Below are 19,638 nucleotides of genomic sequence, written 5' to 3' on the forward strand. Positions count from 1 at the left end.
AGCAATCACGGAGAAGCGCAACCGCCAAATGCGGGATGCCATCAACCACTGTCTGAAAAATCGGATTGGGACTGTGAATACGGGGCAGAAAAACGGAGTTAATATGGGGGCAAAAACCAATCAAAATTTTGTCCAGATTCCTACAGGGAGGGTGAAAGAACGGATTAAGCAACTGTGCGAACAATACGGACTTCGGTTTGTGGAAACGGAGGAAAGCTACACCAGCAGAGCCAGCTTTCTGGATTCTGATAAGCTGCCTAAAATCGGTGCAAAACCCGAACAGTAGCAAGAATCTGGGGAGCGGGTTAAGCGGGGACTGTACCGAACCGCAACAAATTGGTACATCAATGCAGACTGCAATGCGGCTGCTAATATCTTAAGGAAAGTAGCGGCAACATTGGGGCTTGACCGTTCCCTCGACCGTCAGGGAGAGGTCAGTGGAGTCAGTAGAGGCGCATTGACAACGCCTTTGAAAGTCCGATTCTAGGCTGTTCAAGAATCCCCGTCACTTTAGTGCGGGAAGTGTCAAAAACCCTGTTTGTATTGGCGTAGGGGTAAACACCAAGGCAGCGCCTCATGCCATCACCGCTTTGCTTCCCGCTGACCCCAGCGATAGCCCAGTTCAAAGCAAAGCAAGGAATTGAGGACATAAATCCCCACTGCGGTTAACCACCGCCCTCCCTGACCCGTCTCTGGCCAAAGCCAAGGGAATAGAACCAACCCAACAGCGAGGCTAACAAGGAAACCGAGACCCGTTCCCGCTGCTATTACCAGCATGATAAACATACCCCCCATTTCTAGACTGCTGGGCAACTCGCGGCGAAATAGCCAAAAATAAAACTCTATCAGGAAGAAGTGCGGCCAGATCAGTAGGAAAATGACTGCAAGTAAAAGCTTGGAGAATAGACCTCTCACTCCCTAGAAAATCCCAAAAACAACAGTGGTGCTGTGCCCCAGTATAGCGGGGAGGCTCTAAATCCGATCCAAAACCCGAATCCCCAGAAGGGATAGCCCCAGCTTCAGCGTTTGCGCAGTGAGATAGGCGAGGGTTAGACGGGATTGTCTCGTCGGCTCAGCAGCTGAGAGGATAGGACAGCGATCGTAGAACTGGTTGAAAAGCTGGCTGAGTTCAAACAGGTATTGGCAGAGGCGGTTGGGCAATAGCTCGGCGCTCACCAGCTCAAGGGTTTCCTCCAGTTGCACAAGGTGCTTGGCAAGCCGTTGCTCAGTTTCATCCTCTAAAAGTAGGGGTGTATTTGCCGCAAGGGTAGCCCAATCAATTTCGCCGCGGCGGGTGAGTCCCTGAACACGGACATAGGCATAGAGCAGGTAGGGAGCTGTGTTGCCCTGTAGAGAGAGCATCTTGTCGTAGCTAAAGACATAGTTACTGTTGCGGTTTTGGCTGAGATCCGCGTACTTAACAGCGCCAATGCCAATGGTTTGTGCTACACTGTCTATAAACTCAGGGGATTCGGTGCGCCCTTCAGCGGCAAGGCGTTGTTCTAAATCCCTGCGACTGCGGGCGATCGCCTCTGTCAACAAATCCATGAGCCGAATCGTTTCCCCGGAACGGGTTTTCAAGCGTTTGCCATCTTCCCCTAGAACCAAGCCAAAGGGGACGTGGGTTAGCGTTACATGGGGAGGTACCCAACCCGCGCGCTGTGCCACTTGAAACACTTGGGCAAAGTGGGTGGACTGCCCAACATCGGTCACGTAAATAATCCAGTCTGCCCGATCCTGTTCAATGCGATAGCGCAGCGCTGCTAAATCCGTGGTTGCATAGTTATAGCCGCCATCGGATTTTTGCACAATCAAGGGCTGGGGTTGCCCCTCTTTGTTTGTGAACCCCTCGAGAAAAACAACCTTTGCCCCCTGATCTTCTGTGAGCAGGCCAACAGCTGCTAGATCCTCAATCACTGCGGGCAAAAAGGGATTGTAGAAGGATTCCCCGCGCTCGGTGAGTTGAATATCTAGCAGATCGTAGATCTTTTGGAACTCGCGGCGGGATTGCTCACACAAAAGTTGCCAAGCGCGGCGACTGTGCTCGTCTCCCTGCTGCAGCGCCACCACTTGTTGGCGGGCTTTTTGCTGAAACTCAGGATCGCTGTCAAAGCGTTGCTTGGCTTGTTTGTAAAAGGTTACCAAGTCTCCCAAATCAAGGGCATTGGCGGTGGTGAGGGCGTCGGGATACACTTCGTCAAGGTAGGCAATGAGCATGCCAAACTGCGTCCCCCAGTCCCCCACATGGTTAAGCCGCAGGACATCATGTCCCTGAAATTCAAGAATGCGGGCAATGCAGTCACCAATAATCGTAGAGCGCAGGTGACCCACGTGCATTTCCTTGGCAATGTTGGGACTGGAAAAATCTACCACTACCCGTCGTGGTTTTTGGGTCTTGGGAATCCCCAAGCGATCGCTCCCCAGCGCCGCCTGTAGGCTGCGCGCCAAAAAGGCTGGCTGGAGACGAAAATTGAGAAAGCCCGGTCCTGCGATTTCGACGGGCTGGCAAATATCGTCAACGTTGAGATGTGCTACAACTTCTTGGGCAAGTTCCCGCGGCGCTTTGCCCACCTGCTTGGCAAGGCTCAGGCATACATTGGATTGATAGTCGCCAAATTTAGCTTGACTGGCCGGCAGCAGGAGTGGCTGCGGATAGGCCTCTAAGGGCAGAGCCGTCTGCAGGGCACGGAGAAGGCGATCGCCCAACAGGGATAAAGGAGCGACCATCAACGCTTACGCCCCCGTCGTTGCTGTTTTTGCTCCGCTTGTAGGCGCCGCCGATCGCGCCACTCCGCAAAGGTCAGATAGCCTATGCCACCGGTCACGACGATCAGGAGCAGCAAGGCCACCAGAACTAGAAGATCTGCAAATGAAACCGTCATTGCCCCAGCCTTAGGTGGCTACATACCGTGGCGGCCCCAGACCACAAAGGCAATCGAAAGCGTAAAGACACTGAGAACACCCACCCAACCGAGCGTGATAATATCCATGGCATGCGACCTGAACTCAATGCAGACCTCATTTTAACGCAGATAGATTATCTTTTTCTCATGAGAGACAGGCTACAGACAATGATGCAGGGCACGACGGCAATTGAAACTGCTATTGAGCAAGGGGATCTGAGTGCTGTTCAACAGGCGATCGCCAGCGGTGTCGAGATCAAAACAGAGGCTCTAGCCCTAGCGGCAGAACTGGGACATATAGACATTGTGGAGGCTCTAATTGCCGCAGGTGTCGATGTCAACCAAGGGGATAGTGACGGCTGGACCCCCCTAATGGCCGCCGCAGGAGGTGGGCACACGGCGATTGTGGAGAAGCTACTGGCAGCAGGTGCCAATGTCAACGCCCAGACCACCTTTGGTCTGACTCCCCTAATGGCCGCCGCAGCCAAGGGACAGGCGGCTACGGTGAAACAACTGATTGCCGCAGGGGCGGATCTCAACGCCAAAGATCAGAATTCTTGGACAGCACTTGTCTGGGCACTGGATGGGAAACATAGCGAGGTGGTGGCAGTCATTAAAGCCGCTCGTGCACAATCCTTGGCACCATGATCAAATACCTCAATCTATTTTTAGCAGCAGCCCCCGCAAGTCTTCTAGTGGCGCAACTGACCCGAACTCAACGGCTGCGGGCGGCCTTGATCGAAGCGGCTCAAATTGTCGGCATTGTTGGCATTGCCATCCTCATTGATTGGCTGCTCCTGAAACTGGGGATTTCTCAACTGCAACAACGGCTTAACCCAAAAGCTAGCCACCAATCCCAGCCATGGCTCTCCCTCGCCGCCGGTCTATTGCGCCTGGCACTGCGAATTTTACTCTGGTCGCTTGTTTTATCTTGGATTCTCCAATCTGTTCAAAGTCTTTCCCCTTGGCATGAGCGCATTGGCAGCACAATTCAGTTTCTCCTCCAGCGGGTGGCAGTGGTGTTTAACACGCCCTTTATGGAGTTGGGGCGCACTAAAATCACACTGAACTTTGTCTTTTTAATTCTCTTTTTATCCCTAGTGGTGATTTTTACCGCCCGCTGGGTGAGTGAGTGGCTCAAGACTCGGATTCTTGCCCGCTTACGGGTGGATCGTGGCAGCCAAGAAACCATTACCCGTGTAGTTAGCTATAGCTTGAGTTTTATTGGTTTTATTATCGTTTTGCAAACTGCCGGCATTGACCTCAGTTCCCTCACGGTGTTGGCGGGGGTCTTGGGGATCGGTTTTGGTTTTGGTTTACAAACCTTGGCCAGTAACTTTATTAGTGGTCTAGCGATTCTACTAGAACAGCCAATCAAAGTCGGGGATTTTATTGAAGTGGATGGTCTCCTAGGCACGGTGGAGAAAATCTCAATTCGTGCCACGATTATCCGCACCAATGACAGCCAGTACGTTATTGTTCCCAACAACCGCTTTATTGAAAAGAACGTTGTTAACTGGAGCTACGGTAGCCCCAATAGCCGCATCCATATCCCTGTGAGTGTTGCCTACGGCAGTGATACTGTGCTGGTGACCGAGGCACTCCTCAGTGCTGCCCGTCAGGATCCCCGCGTCCTGCTGACGCCACCCCCCAGTGTCTGGTTTCGCGGCTTTGGTGAAAGTGCCTATCTTTTTGAATTGCTGGTGTGGATTAACCGCCCCCAAGATTCCGAGCCTATTAAAAGTGCCCTCTATTTTCTCATTGAGCAGGAGTTACGGCAGCGGCAAATTGAAGTTCCTTTCCCCCAGTTAGACCTGCGGTTGCGCGACTTGGGGGAACTGCGCTCCTTAGCGCACTATTACCATCGTTCTGTAGCAAGTACACCCGAAACGGCAACAGGGACTGAGCCGATGCCTGAAGAAATAACCAAAGCGGAACCTTCCCTTGCTGATTTACTGCGCAATATCAGTTGTTTTTCCCGCTGCTCCAATGCGGAATTGCAAATGCTCATTGAGTTAGGCAACCGCCAATTTTATAGTATTGGGGAAATTATCTGCTGTGAGGGAGATCCGGGGGATGCCTTTTACATCATCCTTGAAGGAGCCGTGGAAGTTCGTTCGGAGCACCTGAATCAGATTTTAGCAACCCTCTATAAAGGAGAGTTTTTTGGTGAAATTGCCGTACTGACGGGGATGCCGCGATCGGCGACCGTGCGAGCCTTAGAAGAAACAGTTTTATTTGTGGTACATCGCTCGGCAGTACAGCGACTCCTGCAAGCTCAACCCCAATTGGCGGAAGATATTGCCCATGAGCTAGCAATGCGGCAACAGGTATTGCAAGAACTCGGTCTAGTGAACTCCCAAGACATCAAAAGCCTGCCTCCCCTACAGTGGATTCGTCGCCGTTTGCGGACACTCTTTAATGTCTAGGACGTCAAGGGTTCAATAAAATGCCAAAGTTCTTCGCCGGCCCTGCGGTGTAGTCGTGAACAGGCCGTGGTGGGTAGTAGGAAGTAAATACTTGTACAGTAGGCGCGATCGCCCCCCTGAAATCCTAAGGGCAAAACCGCTTGTGGAATGCTCCTCACTGAGGGAGAGATCTTGCGGCAATAGTCCCCCCCTGGGGTTGCAGGTCAAGTACCTCAATCCACGCCTTAGCTGGCCAAGTATTCATACATTTGCTGGCGTCGCCGCCGCAGGTGATCGAGGGCTTGCCGCTCCAGTTGCCGCACCCGTTCACGGCTGAGATTGAGTTGCTCACCCACCTTGGCAAGGGACAGCTCTTGACCATCCCCCAATCCGTAGCGCAGGATGAGTACTTGCCGTTGTTGCGGGGTAAGTTCCGCCAGCCAGAGGTTGACATCATCCCGGAGAGACTCCACTGTGGTAAATTGCTCTGGCGAAGGACTGTCATCCTCAAGTAGTTCACCGAGTTCAGTGTCCTGATTGTCCCCCACGCGCAGATCAAGGGAAACGGGTTGGCGAGCAAGGGTCAGGTATTCGCGGATTTGCTCGGGTTCGAGTTCTAGCGCGGCTGCTATTTCAGCAGGGGTCGCACTGCGTCCCAGTTTTTGCGCAAGTTCGCGTTGGGTGCGTTTGATCTTGTTCAGCTTTTCGGTGATGTGGATGGGCAGGCGAATTGTCCGCGCCTGTTGGGCGATCGCCCGTGTAATGGCTTGGCGAATCCACCAGTAGGCATAGGTCGAGAACTTATAGCCCCGCGTGGGATCAAACTTTTCCACACCGCGTTCGAGGCCAAGGGTGCCCTCTTGAACCAAGTCCAGCAATTCAAGATTACGCTTTTGATACTTTTTGGCCACCGAAACGACAAGGCGCAGATTGGCCTCAATCATCTTTTGTTTGGCGCGTTCGCCCCGTTTAAGAAGGTTGCGCAATTCCGTTGGCGTCAAGTTACAGGCCGCCGCCCATTCTTCAAAGGTTGGTTCACGCCTTAGTTCCTTGGCTAGGGCATCGCGTTTTTCCCGCAGTGCCATCATTTGCTGTACCTGTTTACCCAGAATAATTTCCTGTTCATGGGTCAACAGCGGCACGCGCCCAATTTCCTGGAGGTACGTGCGCACCATGTCGGTGCTAACCGTGGGGGTAGGGGATGGAGCTTTAGAAGCGGAGTTCATCATAGCAGCGCAGATTCCAAATAGTATTTGGCAAGGAAGAATGTAGATAAAGGGTTTACGGAGATGAGATGACGACTCGCCCTGAGAAAGCTGAGGTTTGTATAGCGTTAGCTTAGCAGGTGAAAGGGAATTGGCCTGTATCCTGATCTACTTAGACTTAGATTGTGCCCCGAAAGTTGCAATTCATAACAGCCGATTCCTGAAATAAAGATTAAAGTTTGTCAACTAGAAACAGGGATCAGGAGATCGGCAAGAACCTTAGGGAGAAATTCGAGGGCAAAAACACGGCCAAAGGCGGCAACAAACTGCCGGCGTACATCCTCGAGATCAATATCGGTACAAAACTGCTGTAGGTTCCCCACGGGGCGATCGCCAATGCCACAGGGGACAATGCGACCAAAGCCCTTGAGATCGTTTACCACATTGAGGGCAATGCCGTGGAAGGTAATCCAGCGGGTCACCTTAATCCCAATGGCGGCCACCTTGTACCCCTCCACCCACACACCCGTGAGGCCAGCAACGCGCTCCCCTTGAATGCCATAGTGCCCAAGGGTTTGAATCACAACTTCCTCCAACTGGTGGAGATACCAATGCAGATCGCAGCGATGGCGGCGTAAATTCAAAATCGGGTAGGCCACCAATTGGCCGGGGCAGTGGTAGGTGACATCGCCTCCCCGTTCAATACGCAGTACCTCAAGCCCTGTGGCTACAGGATCAAAGTGAACATGGGCAGTGGTTGCCCCTTGGCCAAGGGTATAGATGGGGGGGTGCTCAAGGGTGAGCAGGACATCTGGGGCGGTGGGATCGTGACAGCGCTCCGCCACCAGTTGCTGTTGCCAGCGCCAAGCCTCGCGGTAGGGGATGATCCCCAAGGCACAATGCCAACCAAAAGTGCTTTTCATAGGGGATGCCAGATTGTCAAGGGTTAGAGGATAAGAATTATCACAGAACACGAATAAAGGTGAAGAGCCTCAGGATGCCCTGTAATCCCCGATACGAAAGTGCTAGGGTGGAAGTAGATCAGCCTTAGATTTATCTGTTTTTTGCTCAGGGGAGGCAACCCTATGAGGCTAGTGATTCACGGTAAAAACATTGATATTACGGATGGCATTCGCAGCTATGTGAACCAAAAAATCGAGCGAGCCACCAATCATTTCCAGAATCTGATTAACGAAGTTGATGTGCATCTTGCCGTGGCTCGGAACCGCAGTACAGCCCCGCAACAAACCGCTGAAGTGACCCTATTTGTCAACGGCTCAGTGATTCGCGCTGAAGAAAGCAGTGAAAATCTCTACGCCAGCATTGACCTTGTGGCCGACAAAATTGCGCGCAAGCTCCGTAAACTCAAAGAAAAACGGCAAGACAAGTCCCGTGCGAAAGATGCGAATAGTGTGGTGGAACCCGCAGTGGTGACAGACTTGGTGGGCGATCGCACCCCGCAACTGCCCGAACAAGTGGTGCGCATGAAATACTTTGCCATGCCGCCGATGACAATTCAAGAAGCCCTTGAGCACCTCGAAATGGTGGATCACGACTTCTATGTCTTCCGCAATCGCGACACAGGGGAAATCAACGTGGTCTATGAGCGGAATCATGGGGGCTATGGCGTCATTCAACCCCGCCCCACCTCCCAACAGGAAAATCACCACAGCACAAAGGCAGTTGCGAAAGCTCACCCCTAGAGGGTTAACCCGTCCTCAGTCTTAATAGCCTCTCAGTAAAGAGGGGGATTCCAGCCCTTTTCCGGCATCCAAGGGGGATGCAATCCTTGCCCCTGCTAGCCTTCACCGATTTGAGCCTGTCCTCCTTCAGCGGGAAAAGGGCTGTCTTAATGACCCAGAGCGAAGCTCCCTAGGGGCGCAGGATCAACTGCCATTCCTGTGTTTGGCGATCGCGCTGTAGTTCACCATTTTCACCAATGACATAGGGTCCCCAGTAGCGTTTGGAGCCATCCAGCGTAAAGGCAAGAACAATATCCCCGGACTGGAGGGTGAGCTTCCCTTCGGGCAGGGTTAACAGCAGCCCCTTGATACTGCCCTCCATAGGAGCAAAGTCCCAGTGTACTGCGCCCCTATGGGGATGGGCGCGATCGCGGGCAGCGAGCAACACCACGCGCACCGGAAAGGCCGTTTGATTACTAATGCGCAGACCATTCGGTTGCGGGTTGGCTGGAGCCTGGGGAGTGGGTAGGGGCTGAACGGTCGTGGTTTCTGGTTCTGCTTCCACAATTGGCGGTGGTTGAGTCAGCAGATCTGGCTCCCACCAGAGCGTAAAGTGTATTTGTGAAAGAATAACTGCACCAATCACCCCGATCAGCACTGCCACGAGGTAGGGAAGAAACTTAATTCGGATAAACATAGAGATTAGGTTACTGCCAATGCGGCGCCTTCCTTTCCAGTGTAGAGAGTTATGGCAGAAACCGCAGTGGGCAAAAAAGCTTGATTTCAATTGCCGGTGCCCGCAACTTCAGATTAAAGTCGCTCTTGCAAACGTTGCAAAGAAATCTGAGCTGCTGTCGCTACATGGGGATGATCGTCTTTAGCGAGATACTCTAGAGCGGCCTGCGTTTTCGGGCTAGGTAGGTTACCTAGAGCTTCAGCAAGGCGTTGGCGTACCAACCAATCCTCGGCGGTCACAAAGGGCAAAATATCCTCCACAACGCTAGGATCGCCGATTTCCCCCAAAGCGGCGATCGCTCCTTGGAGCATCACGACTTCCTGACTTTTCAGCGCCGATCGCAACACCTCCACCGCGCGGGGATCCTTGAGATTGCCCAGCGCCACAGCGGCACTAAAGCGCACCAGCCAATCGGTGTCTTCATAGAAGGCGCGCACCAAGGGTTCAAAGGCACGTTCGTCTTCAAGGTAGCCCAATGCTCCGGCGGCATCGGCACGAATGCCGTAGTCCGGTTCGGTTTCGAGCAAACGCACTAAAATATCAAAGCACTCCGGTGTGGATTTAACCCCAAGGGCAAACACCGCCATTGAGCGAATCTGGAGATTTTCGTCCCAAAGGACTTTTTTAATGAGGGGTACGGCATCCGCAGAGGGGACATCCCGTAGCGCGGCTAGCGCCAGTAGGCGATCGCGGGAATTGGGACTTTCCAGTTGATGGGCAAGCTGTTCGAGGGAGGGCATGGCAGTCACCTAAAAGCTAATTTACAAAAATTAACAATATCTCCCTCCATTATAAAAAGCTCTCCCCAAAGTGAAACACTAAATGCAGAGTTCCTTGGGGAGGCTCAGCCGCTAGGAGAAAACGCTACCAAGCGTCTAGGCTGCTTTTGCTTTTTGCAGAAGCTTTTGAAACTGCTTGATGGCATAGGGCAGAATGTTGCGCACCGCCCAAGCGGCAGCCAGCAAGACCGGTAGCAGGACAATTAAAACGCGCCAATCCATTGCCAAAACCTCCTAAAAGGTTTTCTGAAGACTTTATGAATTATTGTACAGCCTTCTTTTAAGGGAGAGAGGGGTAGGTTATTGAACAAAGGAAAACTCTCATCACCGTCCTTTTTATAGGGGGCAGGAGGGTTAATACCGGCTTTGCTGTTTTGAGGCAGGTCTGCCCCAAGGAAAAGATTTGTATGATTGGTTTAATTCCCAAACTGTAAGGCTAAGTCCTGATGGGCGAAGACAAAACAACCCTCCGTGAAAACCAAGCGGCGGCAGCTCTCCGCCTCAGTCAAGTATTGGCAGCCCGCAGTCGTTGGCGCAGCGGTTGGCAGTCCCTACGTTTAGTGTTAATGCCGATCGCCATGGTTGCCGTCTTGGTAGCTTGGGGACTCGATTGGGATGGGGTGGGGGTGGTGGCGGCCCTGGCACTGGGGGCGCTGAGTTTTCCCCTAGTCTGGACTTCCGCTTACCGTTGGTTTACGGCGGATCTGACGGAACAGCAACGGCAGTTTATTTTGGCCTTCCTAGGGCTGAGCCTCGCAGGGGTAGCGCTTGTTGCCATGACCGGCGCCATGGACTGGCTCCGAGGACGGTTTCAAGGCACGAATTGGGAGGCGGTGGGAGCACTGGCGGAGGGCTTCGGTGCCCTAGGGCAAATTTTGGTGGCCCTCTTGGCGGCCTATGTGGCTTGGCGACAGTACGTGATCTCGCGGGATTTGACCACCCAACAAAACCGCATTACCCAACAGCAAACGATTGACAGTTATTTCCAAGGGATTGCCGATCTCATCCTTGACGATGAAGGATTATTAGAGGATTGGCCGCCGGAGCGAGCGATCGCCGAGGGACGCACCGCTGCCATCTTGGGGGGACTGGATGCCGAGGGCAAAGCCAAAATCATTCGCTTTCTGTCGGGGGCAAAGTTACTGACTCCCCTAAAGCGCGATCGCCGGCTGGGTCGCCCCATTTTTGATGGCTTAGGGGGATACGAAGAAGACATTGAATACGGCGTTCGGGTGATCAACCTAGGCAGTATGCTGGCGGGAGCCGATCTCAGTGGTACGGATCTGCGCTGGACCGAATTGAGTGAGGCTAACTTAACGGGAACAATCTTTCGCCACTGCAATTTGACTCGGGCAAACCTGGCAGGGGCAATTTTGCAGGGAGCGGATTTGACCGGTGCCGATCTCAGCCGCACCCGCTTGTTTTACGGTACTGCCGAACAGGCCAGTCCTCGCGATCGCCTAAATCCTCCCAATTTTCGCACTGGGGCGCACACCGGTGCAGTGGTCGAGGATGTCAACTTTACCAATGTTAAGAACCTCTCCCAAGAACAGCGCTACTATTGCTGCGCTTGGAGCGGTAGCCGTTCCCGCGAAACGATTCCCGGCGGCTGTGAGGGGATTCCCAATAAACTGGGGCGCTAGCGCCTTAGTTAGTAGCGCGATCGCGGGCGATGATTTGCTATGGAGAGCACCATTCCTAAGCCAAGATAGGTAGAGAGCAGAGCTGAGCGGCCATACCTTACCAGGGGTAAAGGCATACCTGTCACCTCGAGCAGACCAATCGTCATGCCAATATTCACCATTACTTGAAACAAGATCATGGCAAATAGACCGATCGCCAGCAGTGAGTCAAAGTTATGACTGTGGCAATTTGCAATAGGCGCAAACCAATCAAGCAAAAGAGACCCAGGAGAACTAAACTGCCAATAAACCCCGTTTCCTGAGCACCATGGGACTGTCCACCCCCAAATGCCTAGATTCAGGTGATAAGGTAAGGGCAGTGCAAAGAGAATAGCAGCGACCCAAGGGGAAAGCAATAGGAGAATCCAACTGCCGGGCGGATTGGCTCAGTAGAGCATTGTCAATGTAATGGCAATAAAACAAGGGACGTGTCTAAATCCCGCTGCGTCAAAATCAGGAAAAAAGGGGGACAGTGGCTGCAAACACACTGCGAATCCCCTTCAGCGAGTGGCCTGCAATGCGGTGCAACAGGGCTGCTGGGGTGAGAATGAGGGAAATTTTGGCAAATTCTGAGCTGGGGGTTGCAGGTTAAAGCCGCCAATTGCCAACCAGCGTTCTGCTCCCTTGGCCTCTACCCCCACGAGATCAACCGCCAGCAGCAGCACACAACTGAGGCCGTAAACAAGCCAATGACTGCCCATAAAGACCGATTGAGGCAGGCAGGGATGAAGGCAAGAATTATACCCATCCCCCCACCAATAAATGCTGGAGACTATCGTTTTCCTCTAGATGCAGTTGACTACCATGGATTAAAGACCGCCCCAATGAGAGTCGTTGCCCAAACAGCCCCCAGCAGCAGCCAATCCACGCCTTGCCAAGGATAGAACCAGCCAAAAGTCCGCTGTCGGAGGAATCGCCAAGTCATGGGCAGGTGTCCTGTCTCTCTTGAGGGCTTAGTCTATCGGTTGTCCCAAAAGGTTGCAAACGAGCAGCCGTCATTGGGCATTGCACTTGATGTATTATCCGAAAAGTTAAGCGTCTATCCCGACAAGGAGCGATCGCAGTGGCAACCCTAGGGGTCAACATTGATCATGTGGCAACGATTCGCCAAGCCCGGCGTACGGTTGAACCGGATCCCGTCGCCGCAGCCGTTTTAGCAGAACTGGGGGGAGCCGATGGCATTACCGTTCATTTGCGCGAAGATCGTCGCCATATTCAAGAGCGGGATGTGCGGCTCCTGCGGCAAACGGTACGCACCCACTTGAATCTAGAGATGGCTGCTACTCCGGAAATGGTGGCGATCGCCCTTGAGATTCGTCCGGATTATGTGACTTTAGTGCCTGAGCGGCGCGAAGAAGTCACCACCGAAGGGGGGCTAGATGTGGTCAATCAGCGGCAACCCCTCACCCAAGTCGTGCAAACCCTGCAAGGAGCGGGAATTCCTGTGAGTTTATTTATTGACGCCGATCCTGCCCAGCTAGAAGCCGCTGCCAAAACCACGGCTCAGTTTATTGAATTGCACACAGGGCGCTATGCCGAAGCCAAGGGAGAAGCAGCCCAACAGCGGGAATTAGCAATTTTGGCTCAAGGGGTACAGCACGCTAGAGCACTAGGGTTACGGGTGAATGCGGGTCATGGGCTGACCTACGCCAATGTCGGCGCGATCGCCCGCCTAGAGGGGATTGAAGAACTCAATATTGGCCACACCATTATCAGCCGTGCTGTGCTGGTGGGCATGGTGCAAGCGGTACGGGATATGAAAGCCCTCATTAGCCCTTGAATTCAGCCCTGAGGGTGTCATCATAGTCATCGGCTAGGGTCGCCACAATCGTAATTAAGCGAGAAATTTCACAGGCAGTGATGCCCCTCAGGGTGCGAGTGGCCACCACTTGGACTTGTTCTTCGGCAATGGCAAAATGCGCCTCAAGGGTGGTGAGCCAGTTTAACGTCAGGAGCTTACGATAGAGTCCTAATTCATCCGCGACGGGCAAAGGTAGTACCGGCGACCAAATCGTGAGAAAGTCCTCCTCTGTCTGGCCACCCAACTGTACAAAGACCTCGGCACTGCCATAGCGAAACATCCAAATTTTGCCACTGTCCGTTTGGCCAACGAGGGGGGTGTCCCCTTGGTGGAGACTAGAAATAACCGTTTCAATAATTTCAACTGCATTTTCAGGAGGCGCGTCAAGGGAGGCTGTGGGGGTAGGCTGCACTTCGCTGACCATGGTCATTCCTTTCGTGAATCAGGACAACTCGTTAGAGAACTTGGTGAGTATAGGTGTGTTGTTTGACATTATCTGCAGTGGTAACAATGCGCATAGTCATCACATAAATGGGCACTGGGGGGAAATTGCTGCTGCAGCTATTCTAAGTCTTGGGCTATACCATAGGTGAGGGCATGGGCTTCACTGTAGGAAGTGGGCAAGCCATAGAGCCATGCTTCCAATGCTGCTGAGGGAATCGGCTCAATCACCGCTACGGGCTGGAGCTTTCCTGCGACTTGGCTAAAACAATGAGCCAGCCCAAGTACCCCATAGGTCTCTGGGGGTGGAATATCTTGATTCATGACAGCCTCTTATACACATCCCTTCCCTCAAGTCTAGCTTGCGTTTCTAAAAATCAGCGTAGCGGGCAACATAGAGATAGGGGGCGGTCGTCATCGGAGGAAGAGCTAAGATGATCTAGGCTTATAGCCTTTTGCGGAAAGATGGAGAACATTAGGGTGGATGGTGTGCTCTCCTGGACGAGTTGTCACGGTGCCAAGCGGGTTCCATCTTGGGGAAAAGGACTGATCTCAGTATGACCCCTGTCACGATTACTGTATAGTGAGCATTCTAGAGCCTATGGAAACGGCAAACCCAATGCCAGCAACAGTTGAATCTCCTGAAGTTGAGCTATTACCGCCGATGTTGGCAGCACTGCCCAACCCCCAAGGGGTGAGTGTTTGCCCTCGGCGGGCGCGTTGGCAGTTGGATCTATTGCTGCTTGCCCTAGAGTGTGTTGATTTGCATGCCTCTGAGTTGATGCTGCAAGTGCTGCGGGAGCTGCAACTGCAAGGGATGATTCCCAATCGGGTCGTATTTTGGCAAATTCGCTGCACGAATCCCTTTCGCCAAGTTACCCAGCGTACCCCCTTGCCCTTGGCGGAAACCAAAGCACTCACCGCAGTAGTGGTGCAAGTGGCACGGCGGCAGACAGCTATCTTGCGGCATTTACTTTTGGTGTTGGATCAATTGCAGGCACAAAATTTGCCGCCGGAAACCTATGCCCCATTGGCGGCGTATTTAGATCGCTTTCGCCGCAATTTTCGCAAACGTATGAACCTCCAGCGATCGAGTCTCTTTCTCTACAAAAATCACCAAGCCCTCAATGAGTTGGGTTTGAAGTTGTTGGCACAGCTCCTGCTCTGCGCAGGCACAAAGGGCATGGAACGCCTTTGGTTTAGTTTATTTGACGGGGAAGTGAGTTAATGCTGCTGCAACGCCAGTACTCATTGCCCAATTGCACCCTGCGCATTGAAGGACTCAGCGGTCAAGCCGGGGCAGAGCAATTGGATATTGTCACATGTTGTGAGTGGGAGATTATCGGTCAGAATCAACGGATCAAGGGGGGTAAAGATTTCCTTGTGGCTTTACTCAATAGCGTGCCAGCGGCAGCACAAACGTGGTTGAGTGGTGTCAAGTTGCGGCGATCGCCCCAATACCCGATTCAAGTTGAGATCGCAGCCGCCAATCAAGTATCGCTCCATATTCCCCGTAAGCTGTTGCAAACCTCTCCCGAAGAGAATTCAGAATCACCGACCAACGATGAAGCAGGGGAAACCCTAGAAGTTCATCTTACGTGGTTGCAACTGGCGGATTTAGTGGAGGCGCTGGATCAATTTTGTAGTGATAGTCAAACGCTGCCCACGCTGATCCCTACCTTCCATTCTCTCCCCCGGCGGGCGATCGCCCCTGCCGTGCCTTTGCGCAAACAACTTATGCCCTTGGGCATTGGTGCCGCTAGCTTAGCGGCAATGGCTGCAATCTTTTTCCACTTCCCCGTGCCCGAACGGCGTCCCCCCCGCGAGGAAGCCTTGCCTCCTACTCCCGAAGCCGTCACGCCCGCACCGGCACCAACGACACCCAATCCCCCGAATCCTTAAGCCAATTTCAGTGCTTGTTGATGCTGAGGATAAATTTCTTATGGTAATCACTGCCCCTAGTGGTTTTTGGCCACCCGTTGCCGGCGATCGCGCTGCCTTTATTGCCCCCAATGCCACGCTGGTTGGGGATGTCCGCCTCGGTGAGGGGTGTAGCATTTGGTATGGCGCTGTGTTACGCGGTGACGTGGAGTACATCGAGATTGGTGCCCACACCAATGTTCAAGATGGCGCTATCCTCCATGGCGATCCGGGGCAGCCCACCATCCTAGGGGCAGAGGTAACGGTGGGGCATCGCGCCGTAATTCACGGGGCAACCGTTGAAGACGGCTGTTTAATTGGCATTGGTGCGGTGATTCTCAACGGCGTTCGCGTGGGCGCTAGCAGTATTGTTGCGGCGGGGGCAGTGGTCAGCAAAGATGTCCCTCCCCGCTCGTTGGTGGTGGGTATTCCCGCCAAAGTCGTGCGTGAAGTGAGTGACACTGAGGCTGCCGATTTACGTCAGCATGCCCACAAGTATGAACAACTTGCCCATGTGCACAACGGCACAGGACACGATTTGGGATTCCATCCCTAGAAATTTGTCCTAAACTGACCGCCCCAGTGTTCGGTGTCTGGCATTCTTAGGAAAAGGACTGTCATCTGCTAGAATTCTGTAGGATTTTCTCGGAAGAGTTCAGCCGATGACTCGTGCACGGATTGCTGTGGATGCCATGGGGGGTGACTATGCTCCCGATGAAATTGTTGCCGGTGCCCTCAGAGCCAGTGAAGAATTAGATGCCGATATTCTCCTTGTGGGGGATCCGATTCCCATTCAGCGCTACCTCGATGAACATGCCCCTGCAGCCAAGCCCCAAATTGTTGCAGCCAGTGATGTTGTTGAAATGGGAGAAGAACCCCTGACCGCACTCAGAAAGAAACCCAAGGCCTCAATCAATGTAGCGATGGATCTGGTCAAAGCAGGGGCGGCGGATGCGGTGGTTTCTGCCGGTCACTCAGGGGCAGCCATGGCCGCGGCGCTCTTGCGTTTAGGTCGCCTGCCGGGGATTGAGCGCCCCGCTATTGGAGCGGTCTTGCCGACCCTCATTCCCGGCAAATCCGTGCTGGTGCTCGATGTCGGTGCCAATGTGGACTGCCGTCCCAAATACCTTGAGCAATTTGCGGTCATGGGATCCATCTATAGCCAGTACGTTTTGGATGTCGAGGATCCTAAAGTTGGCCTGCTAAACATTGGCGAAGAGGACTGCAAAGGGAATGATCTGGCCTTAAAAGCGCATCAACTCCTACGGCAAAATCGCCAAATCTCCTTTTTAGGCAATGCGGAAGGCCGCGATGTCCTGTCGGGAAAATTTGATGTCGTGGTCTGTGATGGCTTTATCGGCAACGTTCTGCTCAAATTTGCCGAATCCTTGGGGAGTGTCCTCGTCCAAATTCTCCGCGAAGAGCTACCGCGGGGCTGGCGGGGGCAACTGGGCACAGCGTTGCTGCGTCCTAATCTGCGCAAAATTAAGCAACGCATTGATCACGCCGAGCATGGGGGTGGTCTACTTTTGGGGGTAGATGGTATCTGTATCATTAGCCACGGCAGTTCCCAAGCACCTTCGATTTTTAATGCGATTCGCTTAGCTAGGGAAGCAGTGGATCATCGTGTTTCAGAGCGCATTCAGGCCTGCTATCAGCAGATCGTTGCCGTTGAGGAGCGGGCTGAGTGACTCTACGGGGCGTTAAATTTACTGGCGTGGGCGCGGCAATCCCTAGCCAATGCTTGACCAATGCCCACCTCAGCGCCCTCGTGGATACCTCCGATGAGTGGATTCAATCCCGTACGGGCATTCAAAAACGTCACGTGGCGGCTCCTGAGCAGCGCCTTGTGGATTTGGCCAGCGAAGCGGCGGGCGCAGCCTTACAGATGGCAGGACTAGAATCCACAGCAGTAGATTTGATCATCTTGGCAACCTCGACGCCCGATGATCTTTTTGGCACCGCCTGCTTGGTACAAACCCGCATTGGGGCAGTGAATGCAGTGGCCTTTGACTTGACAGCGGCCTGTTCTGGTTTTCTTTTTGCCCTAGTGACGGCAGCTCAGTATTTGCGCACAGGTGCCTATCGCAGTGCCTTGGTCATTGGTGGGGATATTCTCTCCCGCTGGGTAGATTGGGGCGATCGCCGCACCTGTATTCTCTTTGGCGATGGTGCCGGGGCAATGGTGTTGCAAACCGGTGATGTGGATCAGCTCCTAGGTTTTGAATTGCGCAGTGATGGCCGCCTCAATGAGCACCTCACCCTTGCCTTTGCGGGGACGCCCCAAGCCCTAGGGGAAAATGTGGCGATCGCCCAGGGAGGATTTGCTCCCATTGCCATGAACGGCCGGGAAGTCTATCGCTTTGCCGTCACCCAAGTCCCCGAAGTCATTGAAAAAGCCCTGCACCGCGCTGGGTGTACAGTTGAGGAAATTGACTGGTTGGTGTTGCATCAGGCCAATCAACGCATCCTTGACGCTGTGGCTGAGCGTTTAGGCATTCCTCAAGAGAAAGTCATTAGCAATGTGGGTCAGTGTGGCAATACTTCCGCCGCCTCGATTCCCCTTGCCCTTGCAACTCCGATTCAACAGGGGCATATTCAACCCGGAGACTTAATTGCCACCGCTGGCTTTGGTGCCGGTTTAACGTGGGGAGCTGCCCTGTTCCGTTGGCAATAGCCTATGCAAGGGAACAACGACCTACGTGAATTAACCATGCGAGTGGAGGCCATTCTATACCTCAAGGCACAGCCTTTGACCTTAGCTGAACTGGCAGCCTTAGCAGGCACTGCCCCTGAGACCGTTGAACTGGCACTGATTGAGCTACTCAACGACTATGCCCATCGCCAAACCGCCCTTGAAATTGTCCAAATTGACAACAGATACAGCCTGCAACTAAAGTCCGCCTTTCAGGAACTGGTTCAGTCCCTTGTTCCTGTTGAATTGGGGGTTGGGGCACAGCGGACATTAGCCCTGATTGCTTTTCGGGGATCGATTCGCCAATCAGAGGTGATTGAACTGCGGGGTTCCAGTGCCTACCAGCACATTCAAGAACTGCTCACCCTTGGGCTGATTCAGCGGCGACGGGATAGCCAGAGCCGCTCCTATATTCTCCAGGTCACTGAGCGCTTTCACCAGTATTTTCAGGTGGATCAACTGCCGACTACTGAGGGAGATAGGGGGGGAGATTCACGTACTCACTGAGCAATTGGGAGGGCAAATCATCATTCGTGGCCAATTGGAGATTCAACAGAGATACCGCTAGCTTCTCCTGTTCTAGCTTAGTGCGCCCCAAGGCTTTGAGAATACGCCGCAGTTGAGCCGCAATTTCCGCCCCAAACATGGTGAGATTTTCATCCGGCAGGGCGGGGAGCCAATCCATTGCTCCATGCTCCACTGCCCATTGTCGCTGCATTGGCGAAATATGATTGTCGTAGCGGTCAATGATGAAACTACGCAACTGGGGATAGGTGGCCTTAATCCAATTCAAGAGGTTGCCAATATCGGGGGTTTCCAGTTGCGAGTCAAGGAGCACGAGATCAGGGTTGCGCTGCTTTAGGGTTACAAAATCGCTAATAATGCGGCGGCTATTGATTTGCCCTGACTCCACAATAACTTCCAACCCCTGACTGCGCAGCAGTTCTTGCCAAATTTGTACCTGAATGCCGGGGGGTTGAATGATGAGAATAGTGGGCTGCAGGGAAACAGAACCCCCCGATGGTGTGGTGGAAACCGCCTCATCGGTGCGAAATTCAAGAGTTGTTTTGCCGATAATGAAGCGATCGCCCGTCTTGAGCAAGGTTGGCACCTGAATCATTTGGCCATTGAGGACACAGCCGTTGCGACTCCCCAAATCAATGAGATAATAATCATCGTTATCAAGGCGCTGAATCATGGCATGGCGGCGGGATGCCCAGCGATCTGGCAAGACAATTGTGCAGTCTTTGCCCCGACCAATCACCCATGAATTGCCTTGGGTAAGAGGGACGATATAGGTGCTGGCCTCTGTGGAAACGACCAATTGTGGATACTGCGGTAACAAGGTGATCCCTCTGCCAACTCCCTGTAGGAATAAATTAGGTC

At 53.2% G+C, this 19,638-nt stretch carries 26 protein-coding genes and 2 pseudogenes; 12 read left to right on the forward strand and 16 right to left on the reverse strand.

Annotated elements, in window-relative coordinates; translation table 11 throughout:
* A pseudogene (locus Q0683_RS11050) lies at positions 1-487 on the forward strand (RNA-guided endonuclease TnpB family protein); the annotation flags it as partial.
* 95 nt (positions 488-582) lie between these two features.
* On the opposite strand, the gene Q0683_RS06910 reads toward Q0683_RS11050, so the two are convergent.
* From Q0683_RS06910 to petN, 4 genes are all read right to left on the reverse strand, one after another.
* On the reverse strand, positions 583-795 hold the full coding sequence (locus Q0683_RS06910) for a hypothetical protein (protein WP_298976956.1): 213 nt from the start codon (positions 793-795) through the stop codon (positions 583-585).
* A 177-nt stretch (positions 796-972) separates the two neighbouring features.
* Complete coding sequence (argS, locus tag Q0683_RS06915; protein WP_298976958.1) at positions 973-2,727, reverse strand: arginine--tRNA ligase; 1,755 nt, start codon at positions 2,725-2,727, stop codon at positions 973-975.
* Positions 2,727-2,882 carry a hypothetical protein gene (locus tag Q0683_RS06920; protein ID WP_298612486.1) on the reverse strand — a complete coding sequence of 52 codons (156 nt, stop codon included), beginning with the start codon at positions 2,880-2,882 and terminating at the stop codon, positions 2,727-2,729. Before Q0683_RS06920 ends, argS begins: the two co-directional genes overlap by 1 nt.
* An 18-nt stretch (positions 2,883-2,900) precedes the next feature.
* Positions 2,901-2,990, reverse strand: coding sequence for a cytochrome b6-f complex subunit PetN (petN, locus tag Q0683_RS06925; protein WP_011056671.1), 90 nt, complete (start codon positions 2,988-2,990; stop codon positions 2,901-2,903).
* Between the two features lie 81 nt (positions 2,991-3,071).
* On the opposite strand from petN, the gene Q0683_RS06930 reads away from it, so the two are divergent.
* Both Q0683_RS06930 and Q0683_RS06935 read left to right on the forward strand, forming a co-directional pair.
* The gene (locus Q0683_RS06930) at positions 3,072-3,551 is read left to right on the forward strand and encodes an ankyrin repeat domain-containing protein (protein WP_298612489.1); all 480 of its coding nucleotides are present in this window, start codon (positions 3,072-3,074) and stop codon (positions 3,549-3,551) included.
* Positions 3,548-5,332, forward strand: a complete 1,785-nt coding sequence (locus Q0683_RS06935; protein WP_298612492.1) for a mechanosensitive ion channel domain-containing protein — start codon at positions 3,548-3,550, stop codon at positions 5,330-5,332. The genes Q0683_RS06930 and Q0683_RS06935 overlap by 4 nt, the downstream gene beginning before the upstream one ends.
* Here the strand turns inward: Q0683_RS06935 and Q0683_RS06940 are convergent.
* The 3 genes from Q0683_RS06940 to lipB all read right to left on the reverse strand — a co-directional run bounded on the left by Q0683_RS06940 (position 5,329) and on the right by lipB (position 7,439).
* On the reverse strand, positions 5,329-5,490 hold the full coding sequence (locus Q0683_RS06940) for a cupin domain-containing protein (protein ID WP_298612495.1): 162 nt from the start codon (positions 5,488-5,490) through the stop codon (positions 5,329-5,331). The genes Q0683_RS06935 and Q0683_RS06940 overlap by 4 nt on opposite strands.
* 66 nt (positions 5,491-5,556) lie before the next feature.
* Positions 5,557-6,540 carry an RNA polymerase sigma factor, RpoD/SigA family gene (locus tag Q0683_RS06945; RefSeq protein ID WP_366142505.1) on the reverse strand — a complete coding sequence of 328 codons (984 nt, stop codon included), beginning with the start codon at positions 6,538-6,540 and terminating at the stop codon, positions 5,557-5,559.
* A 218-nt stretch (positions 6,541-6,758) separates the two neighbouring features.
* Positions 6,759-7,439 (reverse strand): lipoyl(octanoyl) transferase LipB, encoded by a 681-nt coding sequence (gene lipB, locus Q0683_RS06950; RefSeq protein ID WP_298612498.1) that lies wholly within the window; start codon positions 7,437-7,439, stop codon positions 6,759-6,761.
* A gap of 162 nt (positions 7,440-7,601) precedes the next feature.
* On the opposite strand from lipB, the gene raiA reads away from it, so the two are divergent.
* Entirely contained in the window at positions 7,602-8,219 is a 618-nt protein-coding gene (gene raiA, locus Q0683_RS06955; RefSeq protein ID WP_298617727.1) for a ribosome hibernation-promoting factor, HPF/YfiA family, read from the forward strand.
* A gap of 169 nt (positions 8,220-8,388) precedes the next feature.
* On the opposite strand, the gene Q0683_RS06960 is transcribed toward raiA, so the two are convergent.
* From Q0683_RS06960 to Q0683_RS06970, 3 genes are all read right to left on the reverse strand, one after another.
* A complete protein-coding gene (locus Q0683_RS06960) occupies positions 8,389-8,895 on the reverse strand; it encodes a hypothetical protein (protein ID WP_298617730.1) in 507 nt (168 codons plus the stop codon).
* A 113-nt stretch (positions 8,896-9,008) separates the two neighbouring features.
* On the reverse strand, positions 9,009-9,674 hold the full coding sequence (locus Q0683_RS06965; protein ID WP_298612507.1) for a HEAT repeat domain-containing protein: 666 nt from the start codon (positions 9,672-9,674) through the stop codon (positions 9,009-9,011).
* 135 nt (positions 9,675-9,809) lie between these two features.
* On the reverse strand, positions 9,810-9,935 hold the full coding sequence (locus Q0683_RS06970) for a photosystem II protein Y (protein WP_298612510.1): 126 nt from the start codon (positions 9,933-9,935) through the stop codon (positions 9,810-9,812).
* Positions 9,936-10,159: 224 nt separating this feature from the next.
* Between Q0683_RS06970 and Q0683_RS06975 the strand changes: the two genes are divergently transcribed.
* A complete protein-coding gene (locus Q0683_RS06975; RefSeq protein ID WP_298612513.1) occupies positions 10,160-11,356 on the forward strand; it encodes a pentapeptide repeat-containing protein in 1,197 nt (398 codons plus the stop codon).
* Positions 11,357-11,364: 8 nt separating this feature from the next.
* Here the strand turns inward: Q0683_RS06975 and Q0683_RS06980 are convergent, their stop codons facing one another.
* From Q0683_RS06980 to Q0683_RS06990, 3 genes are all read right to left on the reverse strand, one after another.
* Positions 11,365-11,613 (reverse strand): FtsW/RodA/SpoVE family cell cycle protein, encoded by a 249-nt coding sequence (locus Q0683_RS06980; RefSeq protein WP_298976964.1) that lies wholly within the window; start codon positions 11,611-11,613, stop codon positions 11,365-11,367.
* Positions 11,614-11,895: 282 nt separating this feature from the next.
* The gene (locus tag Q0683_RS06985) at positions 11,896-12,096 is read right to left on the reverse strand and encodes an FtsW/RodA/SpoVE family cell cycle protein (protein WP_298976966.1); all 201 of its coding nucleotides are present in this window, start codon (positions 12,094-12,096) and stop codon (positions 11,896-11,898) included.
* Positions 12,097-12,194: 98 nt separating this feature from the next.
* Positions 12,195-12,320: a hypothetical protein gene (locus Q0683_RS06990; protein ID WP_298976968.1), complete on the reverse strand. Its 126-nt coding sequence runs from the start codon at positions 12,318-12,320 to the stop codon at positions 12,195-12,197.
* A 138-nt stretch (positions 12,321-12,458) separates the two neighbouring features.
* Between Q0683_RS06990 and Q0683_RS06995 the strand changes: the two genes are divergently transcribed.
* On the forward strand, positions 12,459-13,175 hold the full coding sequence (locus Q0683_RS06995; RefSeq protein ID WP_298976970.1) for a pyridoxine 5'-phosphate synthase: 717 nt from the start codon (positions 12,459-12,461) through the stop codon (positions 13,173-13,175).
* Here the strand turns inward: Q0683_RS06995 and Q0683_RS07000 are convergent.
* Positions 13,165-13,620 carry a YbjN domain-containing protein gene (locus Q0683_RS07000; RefSeq protein WP_298616311.1) on the reverse strand — a complete coding sequence of 152 codons (456 nt, stop codon included), beginning with the start codon at positions 13,618-13,620 and terminating at the stop codon, positions 13,165-13,167. The two genes, Q0683_RS06995 and Q0683_RS07000, sit on opposite strands and share 11 nt — an antisense overlap.
* 31 nt (positions 13,621-13,651) lie before the next feature.
* Positions 13,652-13,961, reverse strand: a pseudogene (locus tag Q0683_RS07005) (hypothetical protein).
* Positions 13,962-14,256: 295 nt separating this feature from the next.
* On the opposite strand from Q0683_RS07005, the gene Q0683_RS07010 reads away from it, so the two are divergent.
* The 6 genes from Q0683_RS07010 to scpB all read left to right on the forward strand — a co-directional run bounded on the left by Q0683_RS07010 (position 14,257) and on the right by scpB (position 18,759).
* A complete protein-coding gene (locus Q0683_RS07010; RefSeq protein ID WP_298617547.1) occupies positions 14,257-14,865 on the forward strand; it encodes a DUF3038 domain-containing protein in 609 nt (202 codons plus the stop codon).
* Complete coding sequence (locus tag Q0683_RS07015) at positions 14,865-15,539, forward strand: DUF4335 domain-containing protein (RefSeq protein ID WP_298616303.1); 675 nt, start codon at positions 14,865-14,867, stop codon at positions 15,537-15,539. The genes Q0683_RS07010 and Q0683_RS07015 overlap by 1 nt, the downstream gene beginning before the upstream one ends.
* 40 nt (positions 15,540-15,579) lie before the next feature.
* Entirely contained in the window at positions 15,580-16,113 is a 534-nt protein-coding gene (locus tag Q0683_RS07020; RefSeq protein WP_298616300.1) for a gamma carbonic anhydrase family protein, read from the forward strand.
* Between the two features lie 106 nt (positions 16,114-16,219).
* On the forward strand, positions 16,220-17,248 hold the full coding sequence (gene plsX / locus Q0683_RS07025; RefSeq protein ID WP_298616297.1) for a phosphate acyltransferase PlsX: 1,029 nt from the start codon (positions 16,220-16,222) through the stop codon (positions 17,246-17,248).
* On the forward strand, positions 17,245-18,234 hold the full coding sequence (locus tag Q0683_RS07030; RefSeq protein ID WP_298616295.1) for a beta-ketoacyl-ACP synthase III: 990 nt from the start codon (positions 17,245-17,247) through the stop codon (positions 18,232-18,234). Before plsX ends, Q0683_RS07030 begins: the two co-directional genes overlap by 4 nt.
* 3 nt (positions 18,235-18,237) lie before the next feature.
* Entirely contained in the window at positions 18,238-18,759 is a 522-nt protein-coding gene (gene scpB / locus Q0683_RS07035; protein WP_298617245.1) for an SMC-Scp complex subunit ScpB, read from the forward strand.
* On the opposite strand, the gene Q0683_RS07040 is transcribed toward scpB, so the two are convergent.
* Positions 18,719-19,576, reverse strand: a complete 858-nt coding sequence (locus Q0683_RS07040) for an FHA domain-containing protein (RefSeq protein ID WP_298976974.1) — start codon at positions 19,574-19,576, stop codon at positions 18,719-18,721. The genes scpB and Q0683_RS07040 overlap by 41 nt on opposite strands.
* Positions 19,577-19,638: the final 62 nt, after the last annotated feature.

Source organism: uncultured Thermosynechococcus sp., assembly GCF_938074695.1.
Classification (GTDB): Bacteria; Cyanobacteriota; Cyanobacteriia; order Thermosynechococcales; family Thermosynechococcaceae; genus Thermosynechococcus.

Excerpts from the sequence above, each read along its gene's own strand:
- Q0683_RS06910 (WP_298976956.1), bottom strand. The coding sequence starts at position 795 with ATGGGGGGTATGTTTATCATGCTGGTAATAGCAGCGGGAACGGGTCTC.
- argS (WP_298976958.1), bottom strand. The coding sequence starts at position 2,727 with ATGGTCGCTCCTTTATCCCTGTTGGGCGATCGCCTTCTCCGTGCCCTG.
- Q0683_RS06920 (WP_298612486.1), bottom strand. The coding sequence starts at position 2,882 with ATGACGGTTTCATTTGCAGATCTTCTAGTTCTGGTGGCCTTGCTGCTC.
- petN (WP_011056671.1), bottom strand. The coding sequence starts at position 2,990 with ATGGATATTATCACGCTCGGTTGGGTGGGTGTTCTCAGTGTCTTTACG.
- Q0683_RS06930 (WP_298612489.1), top strand. The coding sequence starts at position 3,072 with ATGATGCAGGGCACGACGGCAATTGAAACTGCTATTGAGCAAGGGGAT.
- Q0683_RS06935 (WP_298612492.1), top strand. The coding sequence starts at position 3,548 with ATGATCAAATACCTCAATCTATTTTTAGCAGCAGCCCCCGCAAGTCTT.
- Q0683_RS06945 (WP_366142505.1), bottom strand. The coding sequence starts at position 6,540 with ATGATGAACTCCGCTTCTAAAGCTCCATCCCCTACCCCCACGGTTAGC.
- lipB (WP_298612498.1), bottom strand. The coding sequence starts at position 7,439 with ATGAAAAGCACTTTTGGTTGGCATTGTGCCTTGGGGATCATCCCCTAC.
- raiA (WP_298617727.1), top strand. The coding sequence starts at position 7,602 with ATGAGGCTAGTGATTCACGGTAAAAACATTGATATTACGGATGGCATT.
- Q0683_RS06960 (WP_298617730.1), bottom strand. The coding sequence starts at position 8,895 with ATGTTTATCCGAATTAAGTTTCTTCCCTACCTCGTGGCAGTGCTGATC.
- Q0683_RS06965 (WP_298612507.1), bottom strand. The coding sequence starts at position 9,674 with ATGCCCTCCCTCGAACAGCTTGCCCATCAACTGGAAAGTCCCAATTCC.
- Q0683_RS06970 (WP_298612510.1), bottom strand. The coding sequence starts at position 9,935 with ATGGATTGGCGCGTTTTAATTGTCCTGCTACCGGTCTTGCTGGCTGCC.
- Q0683_RS06975 (WP_298612513.1), top strand. The coding sequence starts at position 10,160 with ATGGGCGAAGACAAAACAACCCTCCGTGAAAACCAAGCGGCGGCAGCT.
- Q0683_RS06985 (WP_298976966.1), bottom strand. The coding sequence starts at position 12,096 with ATGGGCAGTCATTGGCTTGTTTACGGCCTCAGTTGTGTGCTGCTGCTG.
- Q0683_RS06990 (WP_298976968.1), bottom strand. The coding sequence starts at position 12,320 with ATGACTTGGCGATTCCTCCGACAGCGGACTTTTGGCTGGTTCTATCCT.
- Q0683_RS07000 (WP_298616311.1), bottom strand. The coding sequence starts at position 13,620 with ATGGTCAGCGAAGTGCAGCCTACCCCCACAGCCTCCCTTGACGCGCCT.
- Q0683_RS07010 (WP_298617547.1), top strand. The coding sequence starts at position 14,257 with ATGCCAGCAACAGTTGAATCTCCTGAAGTTGAGCTATTACCGCCGATG.
- Q0683_RS07015 (WP_298616303.1), top strand. The coding sequence starts at position 14,865 with ATGCTGCTGCAACGCCAGTACTCATTGCCCAATTGCACCCTGCGCATT.
- Q0683_RS07020 (WP_298616300.1), top strand. The coding sequence starts at position 15,580 with ATGGTAATCACTGCCCCTAGTGGTTTTTGGCCACCCGTTGCCGGCGAT.
- plsX (WP_298616297.1), top strand. The coding sequence starts at position 16,220 with ATGACTCGTGCACGGATTGCTGTGGATGCCATGGGGGGTGACTATGCT.
- scpB (WP_298617245.1), top strand. The coding sequence starts at position 18,238 with ATGCAAGGGAACAACGACCTACGTGAATTAACCATGCGAGTGGAGGCC.